This window comes from Thermophilibacter provencensis (assembly GCF_900128445.1).
Taxonomy (GTDB): domain Bacteria; phylum Actinomycetota; class Coriobacteriia; order Coriobacteriales; family Atopobiaceae; genus Thermophilibacter; species Thermophilibacter provencensis.
The window spans coordinates 447880-469195 of sequence record NZ_LT671417.1 but is presented as its reverse complement, the minus strand read 5'-3'; the positions used below and the strand labels follow the sequence as shown (position 1 = coordinate 469195).

The window sequence follows — 21316 nt, the reverse complement described above, 5'->3', positions numbered from 1 at the left end:
ACACCAGAGAAAGGCCCCACGTGGCAGACGACATGAACAACACGCCCGAGACCCCGGGCGACCTCCCCGAGGACCTGAGGCGCCTGCTCGACCGAGCGCAGGCCTCCGATGAGGGCGAGGACGTCTACGACCCCGACGAGGAGTCGGAGGACGCCGAGGACGAGGACGACGGCGAGCTCGAGGAGGAGTTCGGCCAGGCGGGTCGCGGAGAGGACTCCGGCGAGACCGACGAGCACGGCGGGGCGCTTCAGATCTCCGAGTTCGGCCACGAGATGCGCCAGAGCTTCATCGAGTACTCGATGTCCGTCATCACCGCGCGCGCCCTTCCTGACGTGCGCGACGGCCTCAAGCCGGTTCACCGCCGCATCCTCTACGCCATGAACGAGTCGGGCATCTTCCCCAACCGCCCGCACAAGAAGTCGGCCTGGACGGTCGGTGAGGTCATCGGCAAGTACCACCCCCACGGAGACTCCGCCGTCTATGACACGATGGTTCGTCTCGCCCAGTGGTTCTCCATGCGCACCCCGCTGATCGACGGCCACGGGAACTTCGGCAACATCGACGGCGACTCCGCCGCCGCCATGCGCTACACCGAGAGCCGCCTCGCCAAGCCCGCGATGGAGCTCCTCCGCGACCTCCAGAAGGACACCGTCGACTGGCAGCCGAACTACGACGAGTCCCTCGCCGAGCCCCAGGTCCTTCCCGCGCGCTTCCCCAACCTGCTGGTGAACGGCTCGTCGGGCATCGCCGTCGGCATGGCCACCAACATCCCGCCGCACAACCTCGGCGAGGCGGTCGAGGCCACGTGCATGCTCATCGACAACCCCGACGCCACGGTCGACGACCTCATGACCGTGATGCCGGGCCCCGACTTCCCCACGGGTGCCGTCATCATGGGCGTGGACGGGATCCGCGAGGCCTACGAGACCGGCCGCGGGTCTATCACCGTGCGCGCCAAGGCGCACGTCGAGTCCACCAAGACCGGGCGCAACCGCCTCGTCTTCACCGAGATTCCCTACCAGGTGAACAAGGGCACCCTCCAGGAGAAGATCGCCCAGCTCGTCAACGAGAAGCGCATCGAGGGCATCTCCGACATGCGCGACGAGTCCAACCAGAAGGGCATCCGCCTCGTCATCGAGCTCAAGAAGGACGTCATCCCGCAGGTCGTCCTCAACAACCTGTACAAGTACACGCAGCTTCAGACGACCTTCGGCGTGATCAACCTGGCGCTCGTGAACGGCGTGCCAAAGTGCCTGTCCCTGCGCGAGATGCTGCAGCACTACATCGACCACCAGGTCGACGTGGTGACCCGCCGCACGCGCTTCGACCTCAAGAAGGCCCAGGCCCGCGCGCACATCCTCGAGGGCTACCTCATGGCCCTCGACCACATCGACGAGGTCATTCACATCATCCGATCCTCGCGCACCGACACCGAGGCGAGCCAGCGCCTTATCGAGCGCTTCGGCTTCACCCCCGAGCAGACCACGGCCATCCTCGAGATGCGCCTGCGCCGCCTCACCGGCCTCTCGCGCGACCAGATCGAGGAGGAGCTCGCGGGCCTTCGCCGGGCGATCGCCTACTACGAGGACCTTCTCGCCAACCCCGACAAGATCCTTGCGGTCATCAAGGATGAGATGCGCGAGGTGGGGCGCAAGTTCTCCGACAAGCGTCGCACCGAGATTTCCGTCGAGGGCACCAAGGAGCTCAACGTCGAGGACCTCATCGCCGACGAGGACATGGTCGTCACCGTCACCCACGCCGGCTACGTCAAGCGCACGCCGGTTGCCACCTACCGCTCCCAGAAGCGCGGCGGCAAGGGAGTGCAGGGCGTGAACCTCAAAGACGAGGACTTCGTCGAGGACCTCTTCGTTGCGTCCACCCATGACTACGTGCTGTTCTTCTCCAACAAGGGCAAGGTGTACCGCCTCAAGGTCCACGAGCTGCCCATCGCGCAGAGGAACGCGCGCGGCACCGCGATGGTCAACCTTGTGCCCTTCGCCGAGGGAGAGCACGCGATGGCGGTCATCACGTGCCGCACCTTCCCCGAGGACGAGTACCTGATGTTCGCCACGAGGAACGGCGTGGTCAAGAAGACGGCCATGAGCGCGTACGACCGCACCCGCCGCGACGGCATCATCGCCATCAACCTCAAGGCCGGCGACGAGCTCGTAAACGTCCGCCGCGTGCGGTCGGGAGACAAGGTGATGCTCGTCTCTACGGACGGGAAGGCAATCCTCTTCCCCGAGTCCGACGTCCGCCCGATGGGCCGTGACACCTCCGGCGTCCGCGGCATCACCCTCAAGGGCGACGCAAAGATGCTCGGCATGGAGATCACCAACGGCAACGGCGACCTGTTCGTCATCACTGAGAAGGGCTATGGCAAGCGCACGCCCGTCTCTGAGTACCCCGAGCACAAGCGTGGCGGGCAGGGCGTCTATACGATCGCGATGACCGCCAAGAAGGGCAACCTCTCCGCATGCCGCGTCGTGGGCCCGCAGCACGAGCTCATGATCGTGTCCGAGGAGGGCGTGATCATCCGCGTCAAGGTGAAGGACATCTCCAAGCTCGGGCGTTCCACGCAGGGCGTCAAGGTCATGAACCTCGTCGATGGCGACCGGGTGGGCGCGGTCGCGCGCATGGTGGCGCACAAGAAGAAGGCCCCCAAGCACGACGAGAACCAGGGCATGCTTGACCTCGTGGCGGCCGGAGCGCGCGATGCCGACGAGCCCGAGTCCGTCGACATCGGAGGCGAGGAGCAGCTGGACGATACGCTTCTCGACGACGAGGAGTAGTAAATGGGACGCCCCGCAGGTAAGGTCTGCGGGGCGTCTTTTAGTGCGAGGCACCGTCCGAGCGTGCGAAGGGGACAGGCACCGTGCAAAAGGGACAGGCACCTTTGCACACTAAGATGTGTGCAAAGGTGCCTGTCCCTTTTGCACGGCTACGGAGGCTGCGCTACTCCCCGTCTGGTTCCTCGTGGGTGACGGTAAAGTCCTCCGGGGAGAGAGACTCGACGAAGTTATGGAACTCGGCCAGCTCTCGCTCCTGCTCATCCCTCTCGACGCCCCTGAAGTCGGGCAGCGACGCCGTCTTGAGGACGGAATCCTCGGCGAAGACGGGAACCTCCTCCCGCACGGCAAGCGCGATGGCATCCGAGGGGCGTGCGTCGACGAGGACCTGCCTGCCATCCTCGCGCATGAGCTCGACCTGCGCGTAGAACGTCGTCCCCTTGACGTCGTTGATGCGAACGGAGACGCAGGACGCCCCGAGCGCCGATATGGTCGACTTGAGAAGGTCGTGGGTCATAGGGCGCCCTCCCTCGCGGGGGGTCACGCCCATGCTGATGGCGCTCGCCTCGAAGGAGCCTATCTGAATCGGCAGCTGCGCAGCGCCCTCGGACTCTCCGGACCCCTGGGACCGAAGAACGACGAGCGACGCGAGTGGTCCCCCACCCACGACGAGGCTCTCTATATCCATCCTCTGTAGCGGCACGTGCTTCCTTTCTCTCGACCGCATATCCTACCCAATTGTGCAGCCCGTCAGCTGTTCGCAAGCAATTGGAAAGAAAAAGTCAAAAAAGTCGTTGACCGCAAGGAGATGCCCGTGTAGTATATCTTCTCGCGTTGGGCCTGTAGCTCAGTTGGTCAGAGCGTCCGGCTGATAACCGGGAGGTCACAAGTTCGAACCTTGTCAGGCCCACCACTTCCTGACAATAGTCGCCCCAGCGTTAGCCGAGTCGCCGCTGGGGCGATTATTATATTCCGACGCATTGCGTCAACCCAGACGGGGACGTAGCTCAGCTGGGAGAGCGCGGGCTTTGCAAGCCTGAGGCCGTGGGTTCGAACCCCATCGTCTCCACCACAACATCAGGGCCGGGCCTTCGGGTCCGGCCTTTTTCTGTGAATTGGGGACAGTCCCCAATTCACAGACGTTTCGTTCCGCGTCCTCGGTGTTGTGCAATTGTGCCGATAGTGCGAAAGAAACGCCCGACCGCGTGCAATCAGGCGGATAGTGGGAAGCCTTTTCTCGGTTCCCCTGAGTACAACATCGACAAAAGCCCTGTTGGTGATCTGCCTATGCTGGTCTGGGCTGGCTCTAGGTGCCGAAATCGCTTCACACTATCCGCCTGATTGCAGGGAAGCGGTCGAAAGTTTCCCACTATCCCGACGATTGCACACTGCTCGACAGAGATGACGAGAGGTCTCGCTATATTCCTCATGGGTACAAATGATGCATCATACGTCCTCGAGAAGGGATTGCCCATGACCAACCTTTTTGACCTGACCGGCAAGGTCGCCCTCGTAACGGGAGCGAGCTCTGGTCTCGGCGTTCAGATGGCAAAGGCGCTCGCCGGGAACGGAGCCAGCGTCGCCCTCGTCGCCCGCCGCAAGGAGCGCCTCGACGTCGTAGCGTCAGAGATTGAGGAGCTCGGGGTCGAGGCTTACGTCCGAACCTGCGACGTGTCTGATGTGGAGCAGATCAAGCAGACCGTTGAAGACGTTGAGAGGCACTTCGGTCGTATCGACATCCTTTGTAACAACGCTGGCCTTGGACTCTCTGCTCCTGCGGAGGAGATGAGCGACGAGGACTGGCTCACCATGATGGATGTCAACCTCAATGCCCCGTACTTCTTCGCCCGCGAGTGTGCCCGTGGCATGATTGAGCGTGGCTATGGCAAGATCATCAACACAGGCTCCATCCACTCGACCGTCGGCATGCTTGAGTGGCCGGTGGGCGCCTACGCCACCACCAAGGGCGGCCTGCTCATGATGACCAAGCAGCTTGCCGTGGAGTGGGCAAAGCATGGCATCACCGTCAATGCCATCGGGCCGGCTTACTTCCCGTCCGAGATGACGGGGGCCATTCTGGATGGTGGCGGCTTCGATCAGGTGGCCGCGATTCGGTGTCCGATGGGCCGTCCCGGGCGCGAGGGCGAGCTGGACGGTGCCGTACTCTACTTCGCCTCGGATGCATCCTCCTACACGACGGGACAACTGCTCACCATTGACGGCGGCTGGACTGCCATCTAGGACAGAGGGGAATCCACCTGACAAAGGTGACGGGGTCGTCTGTCATGTTTTTCATGACAGACGACCCCGTCACCTTTGTCAGGTATCATCGCAGCAGAAAGTTGACGTGAGGGGAGCCATGGGAAGAGCCGAGAACCTTTGCGAGGGGGTATCCCCCCAGACTGATGAGCTGGCAAGCACGCTGATGGGCGACGCCCTTGACCTTCTCGCCGCGGGCGAGCCCTTCGAGGTCCTTCTTGCCGTTCAGGACTCATCGGGAGAGGTCCTGAGCTTCGAGTTCGTCGACGACGGCCCAGAGGCGTGCCTTGAGGGCGCGCGCGCCAAGGTGCGCGAGCTTGAGGACGCCGTGCGCTATGCGCTCGTCTACGAAGGCGCCATTGAGGACGATGACGGGTCCTACGCCGATGCGGCCATACTCGAGTTTGGCGAGCGCGGCTACCGCAGTTACTCGGCCTTCTCGCTTGTCGACGGGAAGGGGTCTGGTGATGGTTTCACGTGGACCGACCCCGCGCCGGCCGGTGAGCTGCCTCCGCTGCTGTAAAGTACCGTATGTCGAGAAAAACCAACCGCCGACCGATGAGGACGGCTTTGTCCAGCTTCGTTGGATGAGGGGACCCATGCGCCAGGAGAACATCAGGAACATCGCCATCATCGCTCACGTCGACCACGGCAAGACCACGCTCGTGGATCAGATGCTCAAGGCCACGGACGCGTTCCGCGAGAATCAGCAGGTCCAGGAGCGCGTGCTTGACTCCAACGACCAGGAGCGCGAGCGCGGCATCACCATCTTGGCCAAGAACATCTCCATCGAGTACAAGGGCGTGAAGATCAACGTCATCGACACCCCGGGCCACGCCGACTTCGGCGGCGAGGTCGAGCGCGTCCTGCGCATGGCCGACGGCGCGCTGCTGCTGGTGGACGCCGCCGAGGGGCCCATGCCGCAGACGCGCTTCGTCCTTCGTCACGCCATCGACGCGGGGCTCGCCGTGATGATCGTGGTGAACAAGATTGACAAACCCGCCGCCGACCCCGAGAAGGCCGTCAACACCTCGCTCGACCTCATGGCCGACCTCGGCGCCACCGACGAGCAGCTCGAGTTTGCCATGGAGCACGTGATCTACGCCTCGGCGGTCAACGGCTTCGCCCGTCTGGACCCCTCTGACGACAACGAGGACATGTTCCCGATGCTTGACATGATCGTCGACGAGCTCCCCGCTCCCGACGTGGACATCGATGGTCCCCTCGCCATGCAGTGCGTGACCATCGATCACTCCGAGTACGTGGGCCGCATCGGCATTGGCCGCATCTACTCCGGCACCATCCACGACGGCGACAAGATCCTCGTGGTGAAAAACGATGGCTCCCGCGCCATGAGCCAGGTCAAGCAGCTCTTCACCTTTGACTACCTCGGCCGCAAGGAGTGTTCCGAGGCTCAGGCTGGCGACATCGCCGCCGTCGTGGGCATTGACTCCACCGACATCGGCGACGTCTACACCGACCCCGAGAACCCCGTCGAGCTGGAGCCCATCGAGATCGACCCTCCGACGCTCTCCGTCGTCTTTGAGCCCTCGACCTCTCCGCTCGTGGGCCGAGAGGGCGACATCGTGGGCGGTCGCCAGCTCAAGGAGCGCCTCATGCAGGAGCGCGAGAACAACGTGACCATGCGCATCGAGGAGCTTCCCGACAAGACGGGCGTCGAGGTGGCCGGCCGCGGCATCCTGCACCTCTCCGTCCTCATGGAGACCATGCGTCGCGAGGGCTTCGAGTTCCAGGTGGGCCGCCCGCGCGTGCTCTTCAAGAAGGACGCCAACGGCCAGATGACCGAGCCCGTCGAGCAGGCCGTCGTGGAGTGCCCGGGCGAGTACTCCGGCAAGGTCATCGAGGTCTTTGGCAACGCCGGCGGAACCATGACCACGATGGATGCCGGGACCACCCAGACCCACCTCGAGTTCAAGATTCCCACTCGCGGCATCATGGGCCTCAAGAACCGCATCCTGAACGTCACCCACGGCGAGGCGGTCTTCTATCACACCTTCCTCGAGTATGGTCCCTACGCAGGTGAGATTGGCGTGCGCCAGAACGGTGCGATGATCTCCATGAGCACCGAGAAGGCCGTGGCGTACGCGCTCGGCACGCTCCAGGAGCGGGGCCAGCTCTTCGTCGCTCCGGGCGACGAGTGCTACGAGGGCATGCTCGTGGGAGAGCGCTCTAAGCCCGGTGACATGGTCGTCAACATCGCGCGCACTAAGAGCCTGGGCAACCAGCGCTCCTCCACCGCGGACATTGCCGTGCAGCTTACGCCGCCGCGCACGTTCACGCTCGAGGAGGCGCTCGAGTACATCATGGACGACGAGCTCGTGGAGGTCACGCCCAAGAGCGTCCGCATGCGCAAGCGCCTTCTCTCCGAGATAGAGCGCCGCAAGTGGGCTGTCCGCAACGGCAAGGTCAAGAAGTAACCCTCTATCGGCCAGCCGCCCGGCGTGCAAAGGGGACAGGCACTTTTGCACGCCAACCGTGCAAAAGTGCCTGTCCCCTTTGCACGCCTCGGCGGCGGGTTACTTGCGGCGAGCGCGCCAGCGCGTGACTCGCACGCGACGAGCGGCACGCTTCATGGGCGCGGCCACGTGCGGTCCAAGGTCGACGTCTGCCGGCGTCTGCACGTTGAAGTGAAGTGACCAGCGCCTGAGGCCAATGGTGACCGCGAGGCAGAGAATCGACCCCCAGAGCTTGTTGACCGAGCAGCACACGACGGCGACGTAGTACACCACGCCGCCCGCGAGAGCGCACACGGCGTAGAGGTTCGACTTCTGGAAGATTCGGGGCACCTCGCCGAGAAAGACGTCGCGCAGCATGCCGCCGCCCACGCCGGTCATGATGCCCATGAGGACGCACGATGCCGGGTAGAACCCGTGGACTATGGCCTTGTCGGTGCCCACGAGGGCAAAGAGGGCGACGGCCATGATATCGAGCCACTCGAGCAAGTTGCTCGCGCGGTCAAGCGGCTGAGGGAAGAGAAACGCCACGAGACCCGTGGCAACGCTTACGGGGATGGCGAAGGGCGAGGTGAGCATGTAGATTCTCCCCACCTGCATCATGACGTCGCGGATGAGTCCCCCGCCGAGGCCGCACAGCAGCGCGAGGCCCACAAATCCGACGGCATCAAGATGGCGTGCCCGGGCCACCATGACCCCGCCGGCAGATCCCACGACGACGGACGCGAGGTCGACCCATGTTGGCAGCGAGACGGCGGCGATCTCGGGGCTGTAGGTAGAGAAGATTTCTGGCACGGCGACTCCTCGCGGTCAGGTGCGGCTGGCGCTCGTACATTGTTGCGCACCCTGATGAAAAGGGACAGACCCATTTCATCAAGAAAAGTCTTTTCCCGGGCGGCGTCTTACGCTATACTGACCGCTGCACCATCTCATGGAGAGTTGTCCGAGTGGCCGAAGGAGCACGATTGGAAATCGTGTAGGCGCCTAAAGCGTCTCCAGGGTTCAAATCCCTGACTCTCCGCCAGAACTTACCGTGGCGCCTTCGGGCGCCACGTCACCCTTCGGAGGGGTGGCAGAGTGGTTGAATGCGGCGGTCTCGAAAACCGTTTACCCCTTCGGGGGTACGAGGGTTCGAATCCCTCCTCCTCCGCCATTGCAGAGAGAGCCGGTCGTGACGACCGGCTTTTTTCATACCCATGAAGGCGGGGCGAGAAGAACGTCAGTCACGCGTACGTTTAGGGTACGCTACAGGGAACATGCGAACGACTCCGCCACCCGTTGAAAGGGGAACTATGGTTGACGAATCCGAGCTCGCGGGCTTCAGGCGAGACCGCTACTTCGCGCGGTCCTGGGCGCTTCTGACGAGAGACCGTGGATGGATCAAGCCGGTTCTTCTCATGACGGTCGCCGTGCTGGTCCCCATCGTGGGCATCCTCGGCGTGGCGGGTTACGTCTATGAGTGGGCGCGCCTCACCGCATGGGGAGTCAACGCCGCCCCCAAGCAGAAGGGCGTGCGCATCGGTGAGTGCATCTCAAGCGGCTGGCGCGTCTTCGTCGTGTGCCTCGTGTGGTATGTGGGCTTCTCCATCGTCTCTGGCATCCTGATGCAGGTCCCCGTGATCGGCGACCTTCTTGGGCTCGTGTGGACCCTCGTGAGCGTCTGCTTTGCCGTGATTGCCGTCGTCGCGTCCATGCGCGCCACCATCTACCAGAAGATCGTGCCCGGCCTGCGCGTCCCGACCATCTGGAAGATGATCTCCCATGACCCAGCCGGGCTCGCGCGCATCGCGGGCATCGAGATTCTCGGCGGGATGCTTCTGGGCGTCATCGTGACCGTCGTCCTTCTCCCCGCACTGTTCGGAATCATTCCTAACCTCATCACCATGATTGAGTACCTCGAGTACTCCTCGGTGCTCTCAAGCGGTATGCAGGCCCGCATCGCGATCCAGGCCGTCTTCTCGATGCTCTCCTCGATTGCTCCGACCCTCATCGCGCTCATCCTCGTGTGCAGCTTCATCGGAGCCATCCTCTCCCTCGTGTGCGTGAATGCCGTTGCACTGTGGATGCGCCAGTTCAGCGTCGCCGCATGGGGCAGGGACGAGGACCCTCTTCCTGCGTTCGTGAGCGACCCGCGCGATGCCGCGCCGCAGCCGGGAAGCTGGCAGTATGACGTGCCGCAGCAGCCCGTCAGCTCGGTGTCTCCCACAGATTCGCAGCCTGCCCCAAACCCTCCCGTCGACCCTTCCGAGCCCCAGGCACCTGCGGAGGTCCCCCCGACCGAGGACCCGCAGGAGAACGTGACGCCGTTCGATGCTGAGGACCCCAAGTAGGAGACCCTCATTTTCAGTTTCTCGTGGTCCGTGGAGATGCTGTGATTCCAACGAGGCCCGGACAAACGCTCACCGAGAGCCGCAGCCTCGGTGAGCGTGTCTTTTATTGAGCGCGTGCGAGCTTGTCGTATGCACCGTGGAACCTTTCGGTATGTGCGCATCAGTACGCTATATGCAGGGATGTTGTGGAGGGGATACAGCGAGAAGAAGCTTCTGTGGTATGATGCTTCGCCGAACCTTTCCTGCCCCGGGCGAGCCTTCATGTCCCGGGGCCACTAGCCCAGAGGAGGTGAATCGAATGAAGGCTTATGAACTGCTCTACTTTGTCGACCCCACGTGCAACGAGGAGACCCGCGCCGGCGTCATGAAGCGCATCGAGGTTGCTCTCGGCGAGACTGGCAAGGTCGACAGCGTCGAGGACTGGGGCAAGCGCAAGCTCGCCTTTGAGGTCGACGATCTCACCGAGGGTGACTACACCCTCATCAACTTCCACGCTGATCCCGAGCACATCGCCGAGCTCGACCGAGTTCTGCGCATCAACGACGCCGTCAAGCGCCACATGGTCGTGCGCCGCGTCGACAAGGACTAGGCAAGGAAGTGCGGGCATGGTGCCCGCAGGTGGGAGGAAGTGAGACCATGAGCATCAACAGAGTCAACATCTCGGGCAACCTCACGAGGGACCCCGAGCTCAGGGCCACGGCCAGCGGCTCGCAGATTCTTTCCTTCGGCGTCGCCGTGAACGACCGTCGCCGCAACCAGCAGACCGGCGAGTGGGAGGACTACCCCAACTTCGTCGACTGCGTGGTCTTCGGCGCCCGCGCCGAACCGCTCTCCCGCTTCCTCTCCAAGGGCACGAAGGTTGCCGTCGAGGGCAAGCTTCGTTACAGCTCCTGGGAGACCAAGGACGGTCAGCGTCGCAGCAAGCTCGAGGTCGTCGTCGACGAGGTCGAGTTTCTGAGCTCGAGGAACCAGCAGGGTGGTGGCTACCAGCAGAACGCGGGTGCTCCCGCCTTCCAGCAGGCGCCCGCATACGCCGCGCCCGTTGCCTCCGCTCCGGTGCCCGCCGCCCCGCAGGGCGGTTACGCGCCCCAGCCGCAGATGCAGCAGGCGCCCGTCCAGACCCCGCCGGAGACCGACGTCTACGACGAGGACATCCCGTTCTAATCACCCGGCGGCCTCGCGTCGCCAAAAGAAAGGCAACTAGACATGGCTCAGCAGAAGCAGGATTTTCAGCGCCAGCCGCGTCGCAAGTACTGCCAGTTCTGCAAGGAGGAGACTGAGTACATCGACTACAAGGATGTGCAGCTTCTCCGCAAGTACATGACCGACCGCGGCAAGATCAAGCCGCGCCGCGTCACTGGCGCCTGCACGCAGCATCAGCACGACATCGCGCTGGCGATCAAGCGCGCCCGCGAGATGGCGCTTCTCCCCTACACCGTCCCCGTGGTCTCCAGCCGCGGTGGCCGTAACCGCGGCTAGCGCCGCTCGCACGTGAGAAGAGCGCGCGCACGATGAGTGCATGGCCCAACAACGGTGTTCCTCCCACGCCCGACGGCGCGGGCGAGGCTCCGACTGCGGGTCCCATGCAGTCTGGGGGTGGGATCATCCCCTTCGGCTCGCAGAATGACGAGAAGGACGGCCGAGACTCGGTGCCGCTACCCCTCGTCCTTCTGACGTGCGCCGTCGGCGGCGCGCTGGCGTCCTCCACGATGTCGCTCGCCGCGCCCATCCTCGTGGGGTACGGGCTGTCTGCGGCCCACGCACGAGGGGGCATGCGACTGACGGCGCTCGGCACGGGCATCTCGCTCGCGTCGGCGCTCGCCCTGGGCCTTCCCATCGGGGTTGCGCAGGGCGTCGGTTCCGTCATCGCGTGTCTCGCCGGGCTCATCGTCGCGCTCGTCTGCCTCAGGGGTCGTCTTACCCCAGGTGCCGGATGCCTTGTCGTGGCCGCGCTTTTTGCGGCACATATCGGGGCAGACTCAGCGTTCGCGCTGATGAACGGCACCACGCTCTCCCAGACCATGGCGGAGCTAATCGAGTTCTATCGGGACGCCTTCACCGAGGCGTCTCCCACGAGCTCCGCGCAGGTCCAGACCGTTTCCGCGGTTGCGGGGATTCTTTGGCCTACGGCCTACGTGGTCGTGTCGTCCGGGGAGTTCCTGGCGGCACTCGCCGGCGCGCACCTTGCGCTGCGGAGAGTCAGGCCTGAGCGGTCCTGGGAAGGCATTGCCGGGTACGACCTGCCTCTCTGGATTGTCGTGGCGCTCGTCGTGGCAATCGCCGGCCTGGCGGTTGCGCTGACGGTGCCTACGGCCCCGCAGCTTGTCCTTATGGTCTCGGCCAACCTGGCCATGGCTCTGAGGATTGCGTTTGCGGTGCAGGGGGCCGCCGTTGTCGCCTGGCTCCTGAGGGGAAGGGACTTCGGTGCGTTTGCGAGGTTCCTCGTCTGGGCGGTCGCGCTCTATCTTGAAGTGCAGTTCGTTGTTTTGACCGTTGTCGGCGTCGTCGACGTCTGGGCCAACTTCCGCCACCTCCAGCGTGGTATGGCCCCTGACGGCACGGCAGCGCAGGACAAGAAGCCGGGTCAGACCGGCTGACCGAAGGAGTATCCCATGAAAGTCATCCTCTTGGGTGAGCTTCGGGGCAAGGGCGGCGAGGGCGACATCGTCGACGTCGCTCAGGGCTTTGCGGAGAACTACCTGTTCCCCAACAAGATTGCCCAGCCTGCCACCCCGGGCAACATCAAGCAGCTTGAGGAGCGCCGCCACAACATCGAGAAGCGCGAGGCCGAGCGCATCGCCTCCGCCGAGGCCACCAAGGCCGCTCTCGATGGCAAGTCGGTGACCGTCGACGCCAAGATCGGCGACGAGGGCCAGCTCTTCGGCTCCGTCACCCCCTCCCAGATTGCCGACGCCATCCAGGCTCAGCTTGGCATCGAGGTCGACCGCAAGCGCGTCGGTCGCGGGAACAACATCAAGACCTCCGGCAAGCACGCCGTCGAGGTCAACCTCTATCGCGAGATCACCGCGACGGTCAACGTCCTTGTCGGCGTGACCGAGGAGGAGCCGGCGGCCGAGGCCGAGGAGACCGTCGAGGTCGCCGAGGTTGAGACCACCGAGGTCGAGGAGTAATAACTTTTCGACGCTCACTTCTGAGCTGGGGATTTCTACAATATCCGCAGGTCAGCAAAGTGTAAGAAAGAGCCCCGGGAGTCACTGCGACCCCGGGGCGCTTTTATATCAAGCATCATCTGATACGCAATCTACCTGCGGTTTTGTACTGGTATGGGGATCTGAAAACCAGACGCAGGGGCAGTCGAACAGCTGTTTAGGGTTTCCCTAAAGCTGGAGAATCATGTTGAAAACTCATCGTTTTCGCAGGTAATAAAAATGTCGAAAACGTCGAAAAGGAAGAAAGGCCCGTTCAGGCACCCTCTCTTCTCGACAAGGGGCCGTGCAAGGGGGACAGTCACTTTTGCATGCCAACAACGCGTGCAAAAGTGACTGTCCCCCTTGCACGGCCCCTCTGCGGGAATGAGATAATGAGAGACCGGAACCAGTCACACGAGGAGGACCTGTGGCCCAGAGCGAGTATGACGTCAACCCAACGCGCATGAGGACAAACCAGGATGCCGTCATGCCGCAGGACCCAGAGGCGGAGGCGTCGGTCCTCTCTGCCATGATGGTCTCCTCAGAGGCGCTCCAGGAGTGCCTGATCGAGCTTGATCCGGATGACTTCTACTTCCCCTCCAACCGCACGGTGTTCACGGCCATGCGCGAGATGTTCGACAAGAACATGCCCATCGACACCATCTCACTTGCCGACTACCTCAAGAGTTCCGGCGAGCTGGAGCGCGTGGGCGGGAGGAGCTTCCTTCTGGGGCTGGGCAACAACTCGCTTGCGCTTGTCGGATGGCGCCGTCACGTCGAGATGCTCCACCGTGACACCACGCTGCGCAAGATGATCAGCGCGTCGGCACAGATCACGGCGCTCGCCTACGACGCCCCCGAGGACACCAAGGAGGTCGTCGACCGAGCCGAGAAGATGCTGCTCGACGTTACCAACCGCGATGTGCACAAGAACGAGCAGTCCCTCGAGGAAATCATGGCCGACCTCTATGAGGAGCTCGGACAGAACGCCGCCAACCACGACAAGCCCCTCGGCGTCCTTACGGGGTTCCCGCGCATCGACGAGTGCCTGCTCGGCATGCGTCCCGGTCAGATGATCGTCATCGGAGCGCGTCCGGGCGTGGGAAAGACGTCCTTCGCGCTCAACCTCATGACCAACGCCGCATTCAACGGCGCGAGCGTCGCAATGTTCTCCCTTGAGATGTCCAAGGTCGAGATCGCGCAGCGCCTCCTCGCCGCCAACGCGCGCGTGGGGCTGCAAGAGATTCGCTCCGCCCGAATCAGAAACGAGCAGTGGCCCCAAATCCTCCAGGCGACCAACGACCTCTCCCAGCTCGACATCATGATTGACGACACGCCCGGAACCACGGTGACCGAGATTCGTGCCAAGGCGCGCCGCATCCTCCGCGGAAAGCCGCTCGGGCTGGTGATCATCGACTACCTGCAGCTCATCTCCCCTCCCTCGGGCGGCCACCGAGCGGACAGCCGCGCTACCGAGGTCTCGGAGATGAGCCGTGGCATCAAGATCATGGCCAAGGACCTCGGCGTGCCCGTCGTCGCGCTCTCCCAGCTCAACCGTACCGTCGAGAACCGAACCGGCAAGCGTCCCCAGCTCTCCGACCTGCGCGAGTCGGGCTCAATCGAGCAGGACGCCGACGTGGTCGCCCTTCTCGACCGCTCGATGAACGAGGACGAGGCCTCCCGCGAGGACCGACCCGCCATGAACGAGACCACCTTCATCATTGCCAAGAACCGTTCCGGCGCGCTCTCGGACGTACCGCTCACGTTCCTGCCCGGCTCCACCAAATTCGTCGAGGTGGACACCTTCCACGACTAGCCCTCACCACGACCTGACAAAAGTGACAGGGCGAAGTGTCATGAACTGAAGGCGCGCGGCGCCCGCTCATGACACTTCGCCCTGTCACTTTTGTCAGGTCGGGAGTGCCGTATAATTTGTCTGTATGTGAATCGCGACGAGAGGGACACTCATGTCGGCATCAGTGCTCGTGGGAACTCAGTGGGGCGACGAGGGTAAGGGCAAGGTCACCGATCTCATCTCCGGCGACTTCGACGTGGTCTGCCGCTATGCGGGCGGCGCCAACGCAGGTCATACCGTCATCGCAAACGGGAAGAAGCTGGCACTGCACCAGGTTCCCTCCGGCGTCATGTACGAGGGCACCTATCCTGTGATCGGCAACGGCTGCATCGTCGACCCCGAGATTCTCCTCTCGGAGATCGACATGCTCGCCGAGCAGGGCATCTCTGCCGAGCGCCTCAAGATCTCCGGTAACGCGCACATCGTCATGCCCTACCACAAGGACCTCGACGGAGCGCACGAGAAGAAGCTCGGCAAGAACCTCATCGGCACCACCAAGCGCGGCGTCGGACCCTGCTACATGGACAAGATGAACCGCACGGGCCTGCGTATCCAGGATATGCTGGACGAGAAGATCTTCCGCGAGAAGCTCGAGAGCGCGCTCGCCTACACCAACCCCATCCTCGAGAAGGTCTATGAGCTGCCCACCTACACCGTCGAGCAGATCTGCGAGACCTACCTCCCGTACGCCGAGCGCATCCGCCCCTACATCGTGGAGAGCAGCCTTTTCCTCAACGAGCAGCTTGAGGGCGGCAAGAACATCCTCTTCGAGGGGGCCCAGGCCACGATGCTCGACATCGACCACGGCACCTATCCCTTCGTCACCAGCTCCAACTGCACCGCCGGCGGCGCCGTGACCGGCTCGGGCGTCGGACCCACCAACATCGACCGCGTCCTCGGCGTGGCCAAGGCCTATCTCACGCGCGTCGGCTCCGGCCCCTTCCCTACGGAGCTCTTCGACGAGACTGGCGACAAGCTCGGCGAGGTTGGCCACGAGTACGGCGTGACCACCGGGCGCAAGCGCCGCTGCGGCTGGTATGACGCCGTCGTGGTGAACTACGCCGCCCGCGTCAACGGCCTCACGGACCTTGCCATCACCAAGCTTGACGTCCTCGGTTGCCTCGACGAGATCAAGGTCTGCGTGGCCTACGAGTGTGACGGCGTGGAGTATCACACCGTTCCCGAGCACCAGAGCGTCTTCTATCACGCCAAGCCGGTCTACGAGACCCTCCCCGGCTGGAAGTGCGACATCTCCGGCATCCGAAACTTCTACCAGCTCCCGCGCGAGGCCAAGGACTACATCGACTTCCTCGAGCAGCTTGCCGGCGTCCGCGTCTCCATCATCACGGTGGGCCCGGACCGCGAGCAGACCATCGACCGCTACTGGCACTAGCAAAGCGGTCCGCGCAACGTGTCTGAGAAGAGCTTCGCCATCGTCTGCGACGTCGGGTGCGACCTCCCCGCGCACTATCTTGAGCGCATGGGGGCCGTCATCGTGGACAGCTGTGCTGAGATGCCCGATGACGAGGAGCTGACGGCGCGCTACGCCAACGCGTACCGCGCGCTTGCTAAGAGCGGCGTGACGCAGATAGCCGCCGTCCACTCCTCGTCGGCCTTCTCCTCGGAGGTCGTCTGCGCCTGCAAGGCCGCTGCCTCGTGCGTCGACGTGGCCGAGGTGCGCGTCATCGAGTCCGCCGCGGCCAGCGCCGCGACGGGCATGGTCGTCTTCAGGCTCGCGTGCTTCCGCGAGGAGGGGGCTTCCTTCGAGGGGGCAACCACCGCGGCCCGCGAGCTTGCCGAGCAGGTCCGACTGCTCGTGGTCCCCTCTCGCGCGCCGCGCTTTCCAGAGCGCCGCGCCCGCCGCAGGGGCGGCGCTCTCATTAGACGAACCACCTCCTCGATAAGGGTCCGACTCTCCGGCGAGCGCAGTCTCTACCTGCTCTCGCGCGGAGACCTCACTCAGCTCGCCCGCTCGGCGGAGCTCCCGGACCTCACCGGTCGGCTCGCGCATGCCATGAGCGCGGTGGCTTCCGCCGAGGGTCCGCTCGTCTACGCGTGCGTTGAGACGGGGGACGAGCGCGCCCTGCGCGCGCTCATGAAGCCGCTCGACACCAATGAGTTCGACTCCGAGTGCCTGGGCACCCTCCTCATGACGGAGGGCGTGGAGCATGTTGTTGGCCGCGGCGCGGTGGGCGTCGCCTTTGTCCCCGCGTCGCGCTACTGGCACGATCCCGGGGACAACCCATCTGGACAAGGCGGTCAGGAGCAGCCGGACCAGCTTCAATGAGGTGCCCGGCGGCCGTCAGTGAACTGCCTAAAGAAGGAGGCATTCCTATGAACAGCCAGAAGATCGACATCCTGCTTCTTGGATCTGGTGGCCGCGAGCACGCACTTCTCGCCAAGCTTGCCGAGTCGCCGCGGGCGGGCAAGCTCTACGTTGCCCCTGGCAACGGCGGCATGAACGCCATGGCAACCCCCGTCGAGGACCTTGACATTGACTCCCCCGTCGACGTTGCCCAGTGGGCCAGCCAGCGCGGAATCGGTCTTGTGGTCATCGGTCCCGAGGCGCCGCTCGTGGCGGGCGTCGCCGATGCCGTGCGCTCCGCCGGCATCCCCTGCTTCGGTCCCAACGGCGATGCGGCCCAGATGGAGGGCTCCAAGAAGTTTGCCAAGCAGGTCATGGCCCGCGCCGGCGTCCCCACTGCCGCCTATCGCAGCTTCACCGACGAGGAGACGGCAGCCGCATACGTGCGTCAGGTCGGTGGCCCCGTGGTGGTGAAGGCGGACGGCCTCGCCGCCGGCAAGGGCGTGATCGTGGCCAAGACCACCGAGGAGGCGCTCGATGGCGTCCACGAGTGCTTCTCGGGCGCGTTTGGCGACGCAGGGGCCACCGTCGTCGTGGAGGAGACCCTCGAGGGACCGGAGTGCTCGCTGCTCGCGCTCACGGACGGCACGACCGTGGTCCCGCTCGCGACCTCCCAGGACCACAAGCGCGCGCTTGACGGGGACAAGGGGCCCAACACCGGCGGCATGGGCGTGTACTCCCCCGTCCCGGAGCACCTCGTCTCCGCCGACGAGCTGGCTACGATGGTCGAGATTGAGAAGAAGGTCGTGGCGGAGCTCGCGCGCGAGGGCATCACCTATTCCGGCTGCCTCTACGGCGGCTTCATGCTCACCGAGGACGGGCCCAAGGTCCTTGAGTTCAACGCCCGCTTCGGCGATCCCGAGACGCAGGTCGTGCTGCCGCGCATGAAGGCGGACCTCGTGAGCGTCTTCATGGCCTGCGACAACGGCTCGCTCACCGAGGACATGGTCTCCTGGGACGACGACTGGGCCGTCTCGGTGGTCCTCACCTCCGCAGGCTATCCTGGCAGCTACGAGAAGGGCAAGGTCATCACCGGCATCGAGAGGGCCGAGGAGATGGAGGGAGTCACCGTCTACCACGCCGGCACCGCCGAGAAGGACGGGCAGATCGTCACCTCCGGCGGCCGCGTCCTCGACGTTACGGCCGTAGCCCCCACCTTCGAGGAGGCCCGCGCGACCGCCTACGCCGCCTGCGACCTCATCGACTTTGAGGGCAAGACGTACCGCAGTGACATCGGCATGCGCGCCATCCAGTAACGTGACGTGCCAGGGGGACGGAGGAGTTGTCACCGCTCCGTCCCCCTGGCGCGTCTATTCAGTGGGGGCGTCATGGTTCCCATCGAGAGGGCCAATCGGTAGATGTGCTGCTAAGGAGGCCCACGATGCCGATGGTGCCCATCGAGCGGTGCTCTTTGGCTCAAGGGCGCGAGGTGCCAACCAGCCGCAGGATGGCGCGTTTCTTCTCCGCGCGCCCGACCAGGACCTCGAGAACGAGTTCGTCCAAGGTGGCGTCATCGACAAGCTCTCCCTCCAGTTTGAGCTGGGCTGGAAGCTGCTCAGGGCACTTCTCGCCTACGAGGGAGACGCAGCCTGCGTCACGGGATCGCCGCGCGACATCATCAAGGCGGCGAGTGCCTACTATGACTTCATGGACGAGAAGGTCTGGCTTTGCATGCTGAGTGACCGAAACAACACGGTGCCCGTCTTTGACGCCCGGTCGGTCTTCTCGTTTGTCCAGATGGCTATCCAAACCTGCGTTCCCGAGTTCGTTCGGCTGCGTGACGGGCTTCTTGCCAGATACGGCAACCTGTTGTGCGCTCTGGACACAACGCTGGGGTACTAGGGGACGCTTTCGACTGAGACAAGCCGCTCGGGGATGCGTGACGTCCCCGGGCGGCTTGTTGTCTACCTGCGACCCAGCCGAACAAGGCGGCTGTTCATCTCTTCTTACCTTTGGTCGATGTTCGACCAAGAAACATGTTCGATTGAAAACGACTATTCGGAGCCTGAGGTCAGGAGCTTGGTCGCAAAGTAGCTGCGTCGCCACCAGGGAAGCGCGGAGATGGCCTGCTGCCGCTCGGCTATGCCGGCAACGCGGTCGGCCAGTCGCGCGGCACGGTCGTTGGCCTCGGCGAGCTGGTTCCTCAGGTCGCCAAGCTCCCGCTCGCGAGAGGCGCGCAGCTCTGCGATCTCGGAGACGAGCCGGTCGTTTTGCTCTTTGAGGTCCAGTATTCGGGCGTTGAGCGCAGAGATCACCGAGTCACGCTGATCGGGCTCATCCTCCGGCGCTGGCCTTGGGGGGACGTTCTTCCCCAGTGCGTCGGCCAGGGCGGAGACGGCAAAGTCATCGAGAACGTCGGTCTTTCCCACGCGCGTTACGTGCTCGGGGGCAAGACCAAGCTTGTCGATGTAGTTGACCACGGTCTGCTTGGCCACCCCAAGCTGCTCCGCGACCTCTCTCTTGGTTACCCCCATGACAGCATCCCCCTCCGCCCGTTGCCGAATGAGCGTGTTCGATTGAATATCGATTATACGGTCGACCAATGCAAATTAACCCGCCTTATCGACCAATATTCAACAGAGATATGCAATCTAGTCGACAATTTGTTCGCGCTGACAAAGGTGACAGAGTCGTTTTACAGAAACTGAGCCCGGGGGCGGCGGCGGAAAACCTGACAAACGACCCTGTCACCTTTGTCAGGAAAGTGCGGGAGGAGGAGGAACGTGCCCGAAGGATGACGTAGAGTAGGGACATCGGGTCATTCGGACCCGCTGGTGCGCCCGGGAGGTTTTTCATGGCAGAGATCGATGATGTGACGGAGAAGAACGACGTCAGCTCCGCGATTGACGACATCAAGGACTCCGTTGCCGCATTCACCTACGATGGCGACCGCCTGAGTCAGGACCATTTCTCAGGCGCCCCCGTCGAGCGCGACCTGGTCCTCGGGGACGATGACCCGCGCGACGCTGCGCTCGCCGAGCGGCCCATCACTGAGGACGTGGTATGGACGGGCAGGATCTTCAACGTCGATCGGCTTCAGGTGCAGCTTCCCGACGGGCGCAACGCAATTCGCGACGTGGTGCGCCATCCCGGCGCCGTCGCCGTCGTCGCGCTGACGGAGGAGGGGCGGATTTGCCTCGTTCGCCAGTATCGCACCGCGCTCGGCCGCGTCACGGTTGAGATCCCCGCAGGCAAGCTCGATCCGGGCGAGGACCCGCTCGAGTGCGCCAGCCGAGAGCTCCTCGAGGAGACCGGCATGGAGGCCGAGAAGATCGCGTACCTCACCACTATCGCAACCTCGGACGGCTTCACGGACGAGCTCATTCACATATACATGGCTACGGGCCTGAGCTTCTCGAAGTCCAGCCCAGACGCGGACGAGTTCATCAACGTCGACCTCGTCGAGGTGGGCGAGCTCATTGACGCCGTCCTCGACGGGCGCATCGAGGACGCCAAGACCGTTGTGGGCGCGCTGCTGTGCGACGCCATCTCACGGCGCCTGTCAGAGGAGTAGTCAGCCGGCATTCCGTGGCAGCGCCAACCTTAATCGGCGCGGGGCCGTCAAGGCAGCCCCGCGCCGATTCTACTTATCACTCAGGAACAAATCGGGAGTACTTGGAGAGGCCGCAGGATCTCTACCTGCGGCTCTTCGAATGATCCTACTTGCCTCTTACTTGCCTTCTACTTATCACTCACTTATCACGACGCGGCTTGATCCAGACGGTGAGGCGTGGGAGTACTGAAGAAAAGGCGCCTGCCGCTAAGACGCTACCCCTCGCCATGGGACGCACACCCATGAGCCGCAGGGGTTTTATGACAGTTTGCCCTGTTCCCTTTATCAACCGTTGCGGTGAGCGATAGTGCGGGTTATTGACAAACGACCCTGTCCCCATTGTTAGGACGGGGGCGCACCCTGTGACGCGCCTCCGGTTCTTGCAGCTTACGAGCGCAACGTCCGCGCAAAGTCTGACAAACGAGTCTGCCCAATTATCAGGGGGGAGACATCATCCGTTGTTTGAATTGGCTTGGTATTTGTTCCGCGCAAGGACAATTAAATCCAAGAGAACAGCGTTTACATCAGGGTATTGGAAACAT

General features: G+C 63.6%; 19 protein-coding genes and 4 tRNA genes. 20 read left to right on the top strand and 3 right to left on the bottom strand.

The genetic code is table 11. The features are described 5' to 3' along the window. The first annotated feature begins 32 nt into the window (after positions 1-32). Positions 33-2792 carry a DNA gyrase subunit A gene (gene gyrA / locus BQ7391_RS02030; RefSeq protein ID WP_075280830.1) on the top strand — a complete coding sequence of 920 codons (2760 nt, stop codon included), beginning with the start codon at positions 33-35 and terminating at the stop codon, positions 2790-2792. Positions 2793-2955: 163 nt separating this feature from the next. Here gyrA and BQ7391_RS02025 read toward each other — a convergent pair whose 3' ends face one another. Further along, a complete protein-coding gene (locus BQ7391_RS02025) occupies positions 2956-3492 on the bottom strand; it encodes a bifunctional nuclease family protein (protein WP_235858602.1) in 537 nt (178 codons plus the stop codon). A 133-nt stretch (positions 3493-3625) separates the two neighbouring features. Here BQ7391_RS02025 and BQ7391_RS02020 point away from each other — a divergent pair. From BQ7391_RS02020 to typA, 5 genes are all read left to right on the top strand, one after another. Further along, positions 3626-3702, top strand: a tRNA-Ile gene (locus BQ7391_RS02020). An 83-nt stretch (positions 3703-3785) separates the two neighbouring features. Further along, a tRNA-Ala gene (locus tag BQ7391_RS02015) sits at positions 3786-3861 on the top strand. Between the two features lie 401 nt (positions 3862-4262). Next, positions 4263-5030 (top strand): SDR family oxidoreductase, encoded by a 768-nt coding sequence (locus BQ7391_RS02010; protein ID WP_075279082.1) that lies wholly within the window; start codon positions 4263-4265, stop codon positions 5028-5030. Between the two features lie 118 nt (positions 5031-5148). After that, the gene (locus BQ7391_RS02005; protein ID WP_075279081.1) at positions 5149-5571 is read left to right on the top strand and encodes a hypothetical protein; all 423 of its coding nucleotides are present in this window, start codon (positions 5149-5151) and stop codon (positions 5569-5571) included. A gap of 76 nt (positions 5572-5647) precedes the next feature. Continuing rightward, positions 5648-7486, top strand: coding sequence for a translational GTPase TypA (typA, locus tag BQ7391_RS02000; RefSeq protein WP_075279080.1), 1839 nt, complete (start codon positions 5648-5650; stop codon positions 7484-7486). Positions 7487-7585: 99 nt separating this feature from the next. Here typA and BQ7391_RS01995 read toward each other — a convergent pair whose 3' ends face one another. Continuing rightward, positions 7586-8317 carry a trimeric intracellular cation channel family protein gene (locus BQ7391_RS01995; RefSeq protein ID WP_075279079.1) on the bottom strand — a complete coding sequence of 244 codons (732 nt, stop codon included), beginning with the start codon at positions 8315-8317 and terminating at the stop codon, positions 7586-7588. Between the two features lie 138 nt (positions 8318-8455). On the opposite strand from BQ7391_RS01995, the gene BQ7391_RS01990 reads away from it, so the two are divergent. The 13 genes from BQ7391_RS01990 to BQ7391_RS01930 all read left to right on the top strand — a co-directional run bounded on the left by BQ7391_RS01990 (position 8456) and on the right by BQ7391_RS01930 (position 19063). Beyond that, a tRNA-Ser gene (locus BQ7391_RS01990) sits at positions 8456-8546 on the top strand. A 39-nt stretch (positions 8547-8585) separates the two neighbouring features. Next, positions 8586-8675 (top strand) — tRNA-Ser (locus tag BQ7391_RS01985). 139 nt (positions 8676-8814) lie between these two features. Further along, positions 8815-9852 (top strand): DUF4013 domain-containing protein, encoded by a 1038-nt coding sequence (locus tag BQ7391_RS01980; protein ID WP_075279078.1) that lies wholly within the window; start codon positions 8815-8817, stop codon positions 9850-9852. 298 nt (positions 9853-10150) lie between these two features. Further along, positions 10151-10441, top strand: coding sequence for a 30S ribosomal protein S6 (rpsF, locus tag BQ7391_RS01975; RefSeq protein WP_075279077.1), 291 nt, complete (start codon positions 10151-10153; stop codon positions 10439-10441). A gap of 47 nt (positions 10442-10488) precedes the next feature. After that, positions 10489-11016 (top strand): single-stranded DNA-binding protein, encoded by a 528-nt coding sequence (ssb, locus tag BQ7391_RS01970; protein ID WP_075279076.1) that lies wholly within the window; start codon positions 10489-10491, stop codon positions 11014-11016. 42 nt (positions 11017-11058) lie between these two features. Continuing rightward, complete coding sequence (rpsR, locus tag BQ7391_RS01965) at positions 11059-11331, top strand: 30S ribosomal protein S18 (RefSeq protein WP_072373695.1); 273 nt, start codon at positions 11059-11061, stop codon at positions 11329-11331. Between the two features lie 104 nt (positions 11332-11435). Continuing rightward, the gene (locus tag BQ7391_RS01960; RefSeq protein WP_129583890.1) at positions 11436-12449 is read left to right on the top strand and encodes a hypothetical protein; all 1014 of its coding nucleotides are present in this window, start codon (positions 11436-11438) and stop codon (positions 12447-12449) included. Between the two features lie 15 nt (positions 12450-12464). Further along, complete coding sequence (rplI, locus tag BQ7391_RS01955; RefSeq protein ID WP_075279074.1) at positions 12465-12983, top strand: 50S ribosomal protein L9; 519 nt, start codon at positions 12465-12467, stop codon at positions 12981-12983. Positions 12984-13428: 445 nt separating this feature from the next. Then, positions 13429-14817: a replicative DNA helicase gene (gene dnaB, locus BQ7391_RS01950; protein WP_075279073.1), complete on the top strand. Its 1389-nt coding sequence runs from the start codon at positions 13429-13431 to the stop codon at positions 14815-14817. A 151-nt stretch (positions 14818-14968) separates the two neighbouring features. Beyond that, positions 14969-16249 (top strand): adenylosuccinate synthase, encoded by a 1281-nt coding sequence (locus BQ7391_RS01945; protein ID WP_075279072.1) that lies wholly within the window; start codon positions 14969-14971, stop codon positions 16247-16249. A gap of 18 nt (positions 16250-16267) precedes the next feature. Further along, complete coding sequence (locus tag BQ7391_RS01940; RefSeq protein ID WP_075279071.1) at positions 16268-17143, top strand: DegV family protein; 876 nt, start codon at positions 16268-16270, stop codon at positions 17141-17143. A 47-nt stretch (positions 17144-17190) separates the two neighbouring features. Continuing rightward, a complete protein-coding gene (gene purD, locus BQ7391_RS01935; RefSeq protein WP_075279070.1) occupies positions 17191-18477 on the top strand; it encodes a phosphoribosylamine--glycine ligase in 1287 nt (428 codons plus the stop codon). Between the two features lie 148 nt (positions 18478-18625). Further along, a complete protein-coding gene (locus tag BQ7391_RS01930) occupies positions 18626-19063 on the top strand; it encodes an HI0074 family nucleotidyltransferase substrate-binding subunit (RefSeq protein WP_075279069.1) in 438 nt (145 codons plus the stop codon). A 152-nt stretch (positions 19064-19215) separates the two neighbouring features. Here BQ7391_RS01930 and BQ7391_RS01925 read toward each other — a convergent pair whose 3' ends face one another. Further along, positions 19216-19695: a hypothetical protein gene (locus BQ7391_RS01925; protein ID WP_075279068.1), complete on the bottom strand. Its 480-nt coding sequence runs from the start codon at positions 19693-19695 to the stop codon at positions 19216-19218. 320 nt (positions 19696-20015) lie between these two features. Here BQ7391_RS01925 and BQ7391_RS01920 point away from each other — a divergent pair, with 320 nt between their 5' ends. Then, the gene (locus tag BQ7391_RS01920; protein WP_083662045.1) at positions 20016-20735 is read left to right on the top strand and encodes an NUDIX domain-containing protein; all 720 of its coding nucleotides are present in this window, start codon (positions 20016-20018) and stop codon (positions 20733-20735) included. The last annotated feature ends 581 nt before the right edge of the window (positions 20736-21316 follow it).

Bases quoted from the DNA above. Each gene is read 5' to 3' on its own strand.
- BQ7391_RS01925 (WP_075279068.1), bottom strand. From the start codon at position 19,695: ATGGGGGTAACCAAGAGAGAGGTCGCGGAGCAGCTTGGGGTGGCCAAG.
- BQ7391_RS01960 (WP_129583890.1), top strand. From the start codon at position 11,436: ATGCAGTCTGGGGGTGGGATCATCCCCTTCGGCTCGCAGAATGACGAG.
- ssb (WP_075279076.1), top strand. From the start codon at position 10,489: ATGAGCATCAACAGAGTCAACATCTCGGGCAACCTCACGAGGGACCCC.
- BQ7391_RS02010 (WP_075279082.1), top strand. From the start codon at position 4,263: ATGACCAACCTTTTTGACCTGACCGGCAAGGTCGCCCTCGTAACGGGA.
- rplI (WP_075279074.1), top strand. From the start codon at position 12,465: ATGAAAGTCATCCTCTTGGGTGAGCTTCGGGGCAAGGGCGGCGAGGGC.
- BQ7391_RS02005 (WP_075279081.1), top strand. From the start codon at position 5,149: ATGGGAAGAGCCGAGAACCTTTGCGAGGGGGTATCCCCCCAGACTGAT.
- BQ7391_RS01920 (WP_083662045.1), top strand. From the start codon at position 20,016: ATGGCAGAGATCGATGATGTGACGGAGAAGAACGACGTCAGCTCCGCG.
- purD (WP_075279070.1), top strand. From the start codon at position 17,191: ATGAACAGCCAGAAGATCGACATCCTGCTTCTTGGATCTGGTGGCCGC.
- rpsR (WP_072373695.1), top strand. From the start codon at position 11,059: ATGGCTCAGCAGAAGCAGGATTTTCAGCGCCAGCCGCGTCGCAAGTAC.
- gyrA (WP_075280830.1), top strand. From the start codon at position 33: ATGAACAACACGCCCGAGACCCCGGGCGACCTCCCCGAGGACCTGAGG.
- BQ7391_RS01980 (WP_075279078.1), top strand. From the start codon at position 8,815: ATGGTTGACGAATCCGAGCTCGCGGGCTTCAGGCGAGACCGCTACTTC.
- rpsF (WP_075279077.1), top strand. From the start codon at position 10,151: ATGAAGGCTTATGAACTGCTCTACTTTGTCGACCCCACGTGCAACGAG.
- BQ7391_RS01945 (WP_075279072.1), top strand. From the start codon at position 14,969: ATGTCGGCATCAGTGCTCGTGGGAACTCAGTGGGGCGACGAGGGTAAG.
- typA (WP_075279080.1), top strand. From the start codon at position 5,648: ATGCGCCAGGAGAACATCAGGAACATCGCCATCATCGCTCACGTCGAC.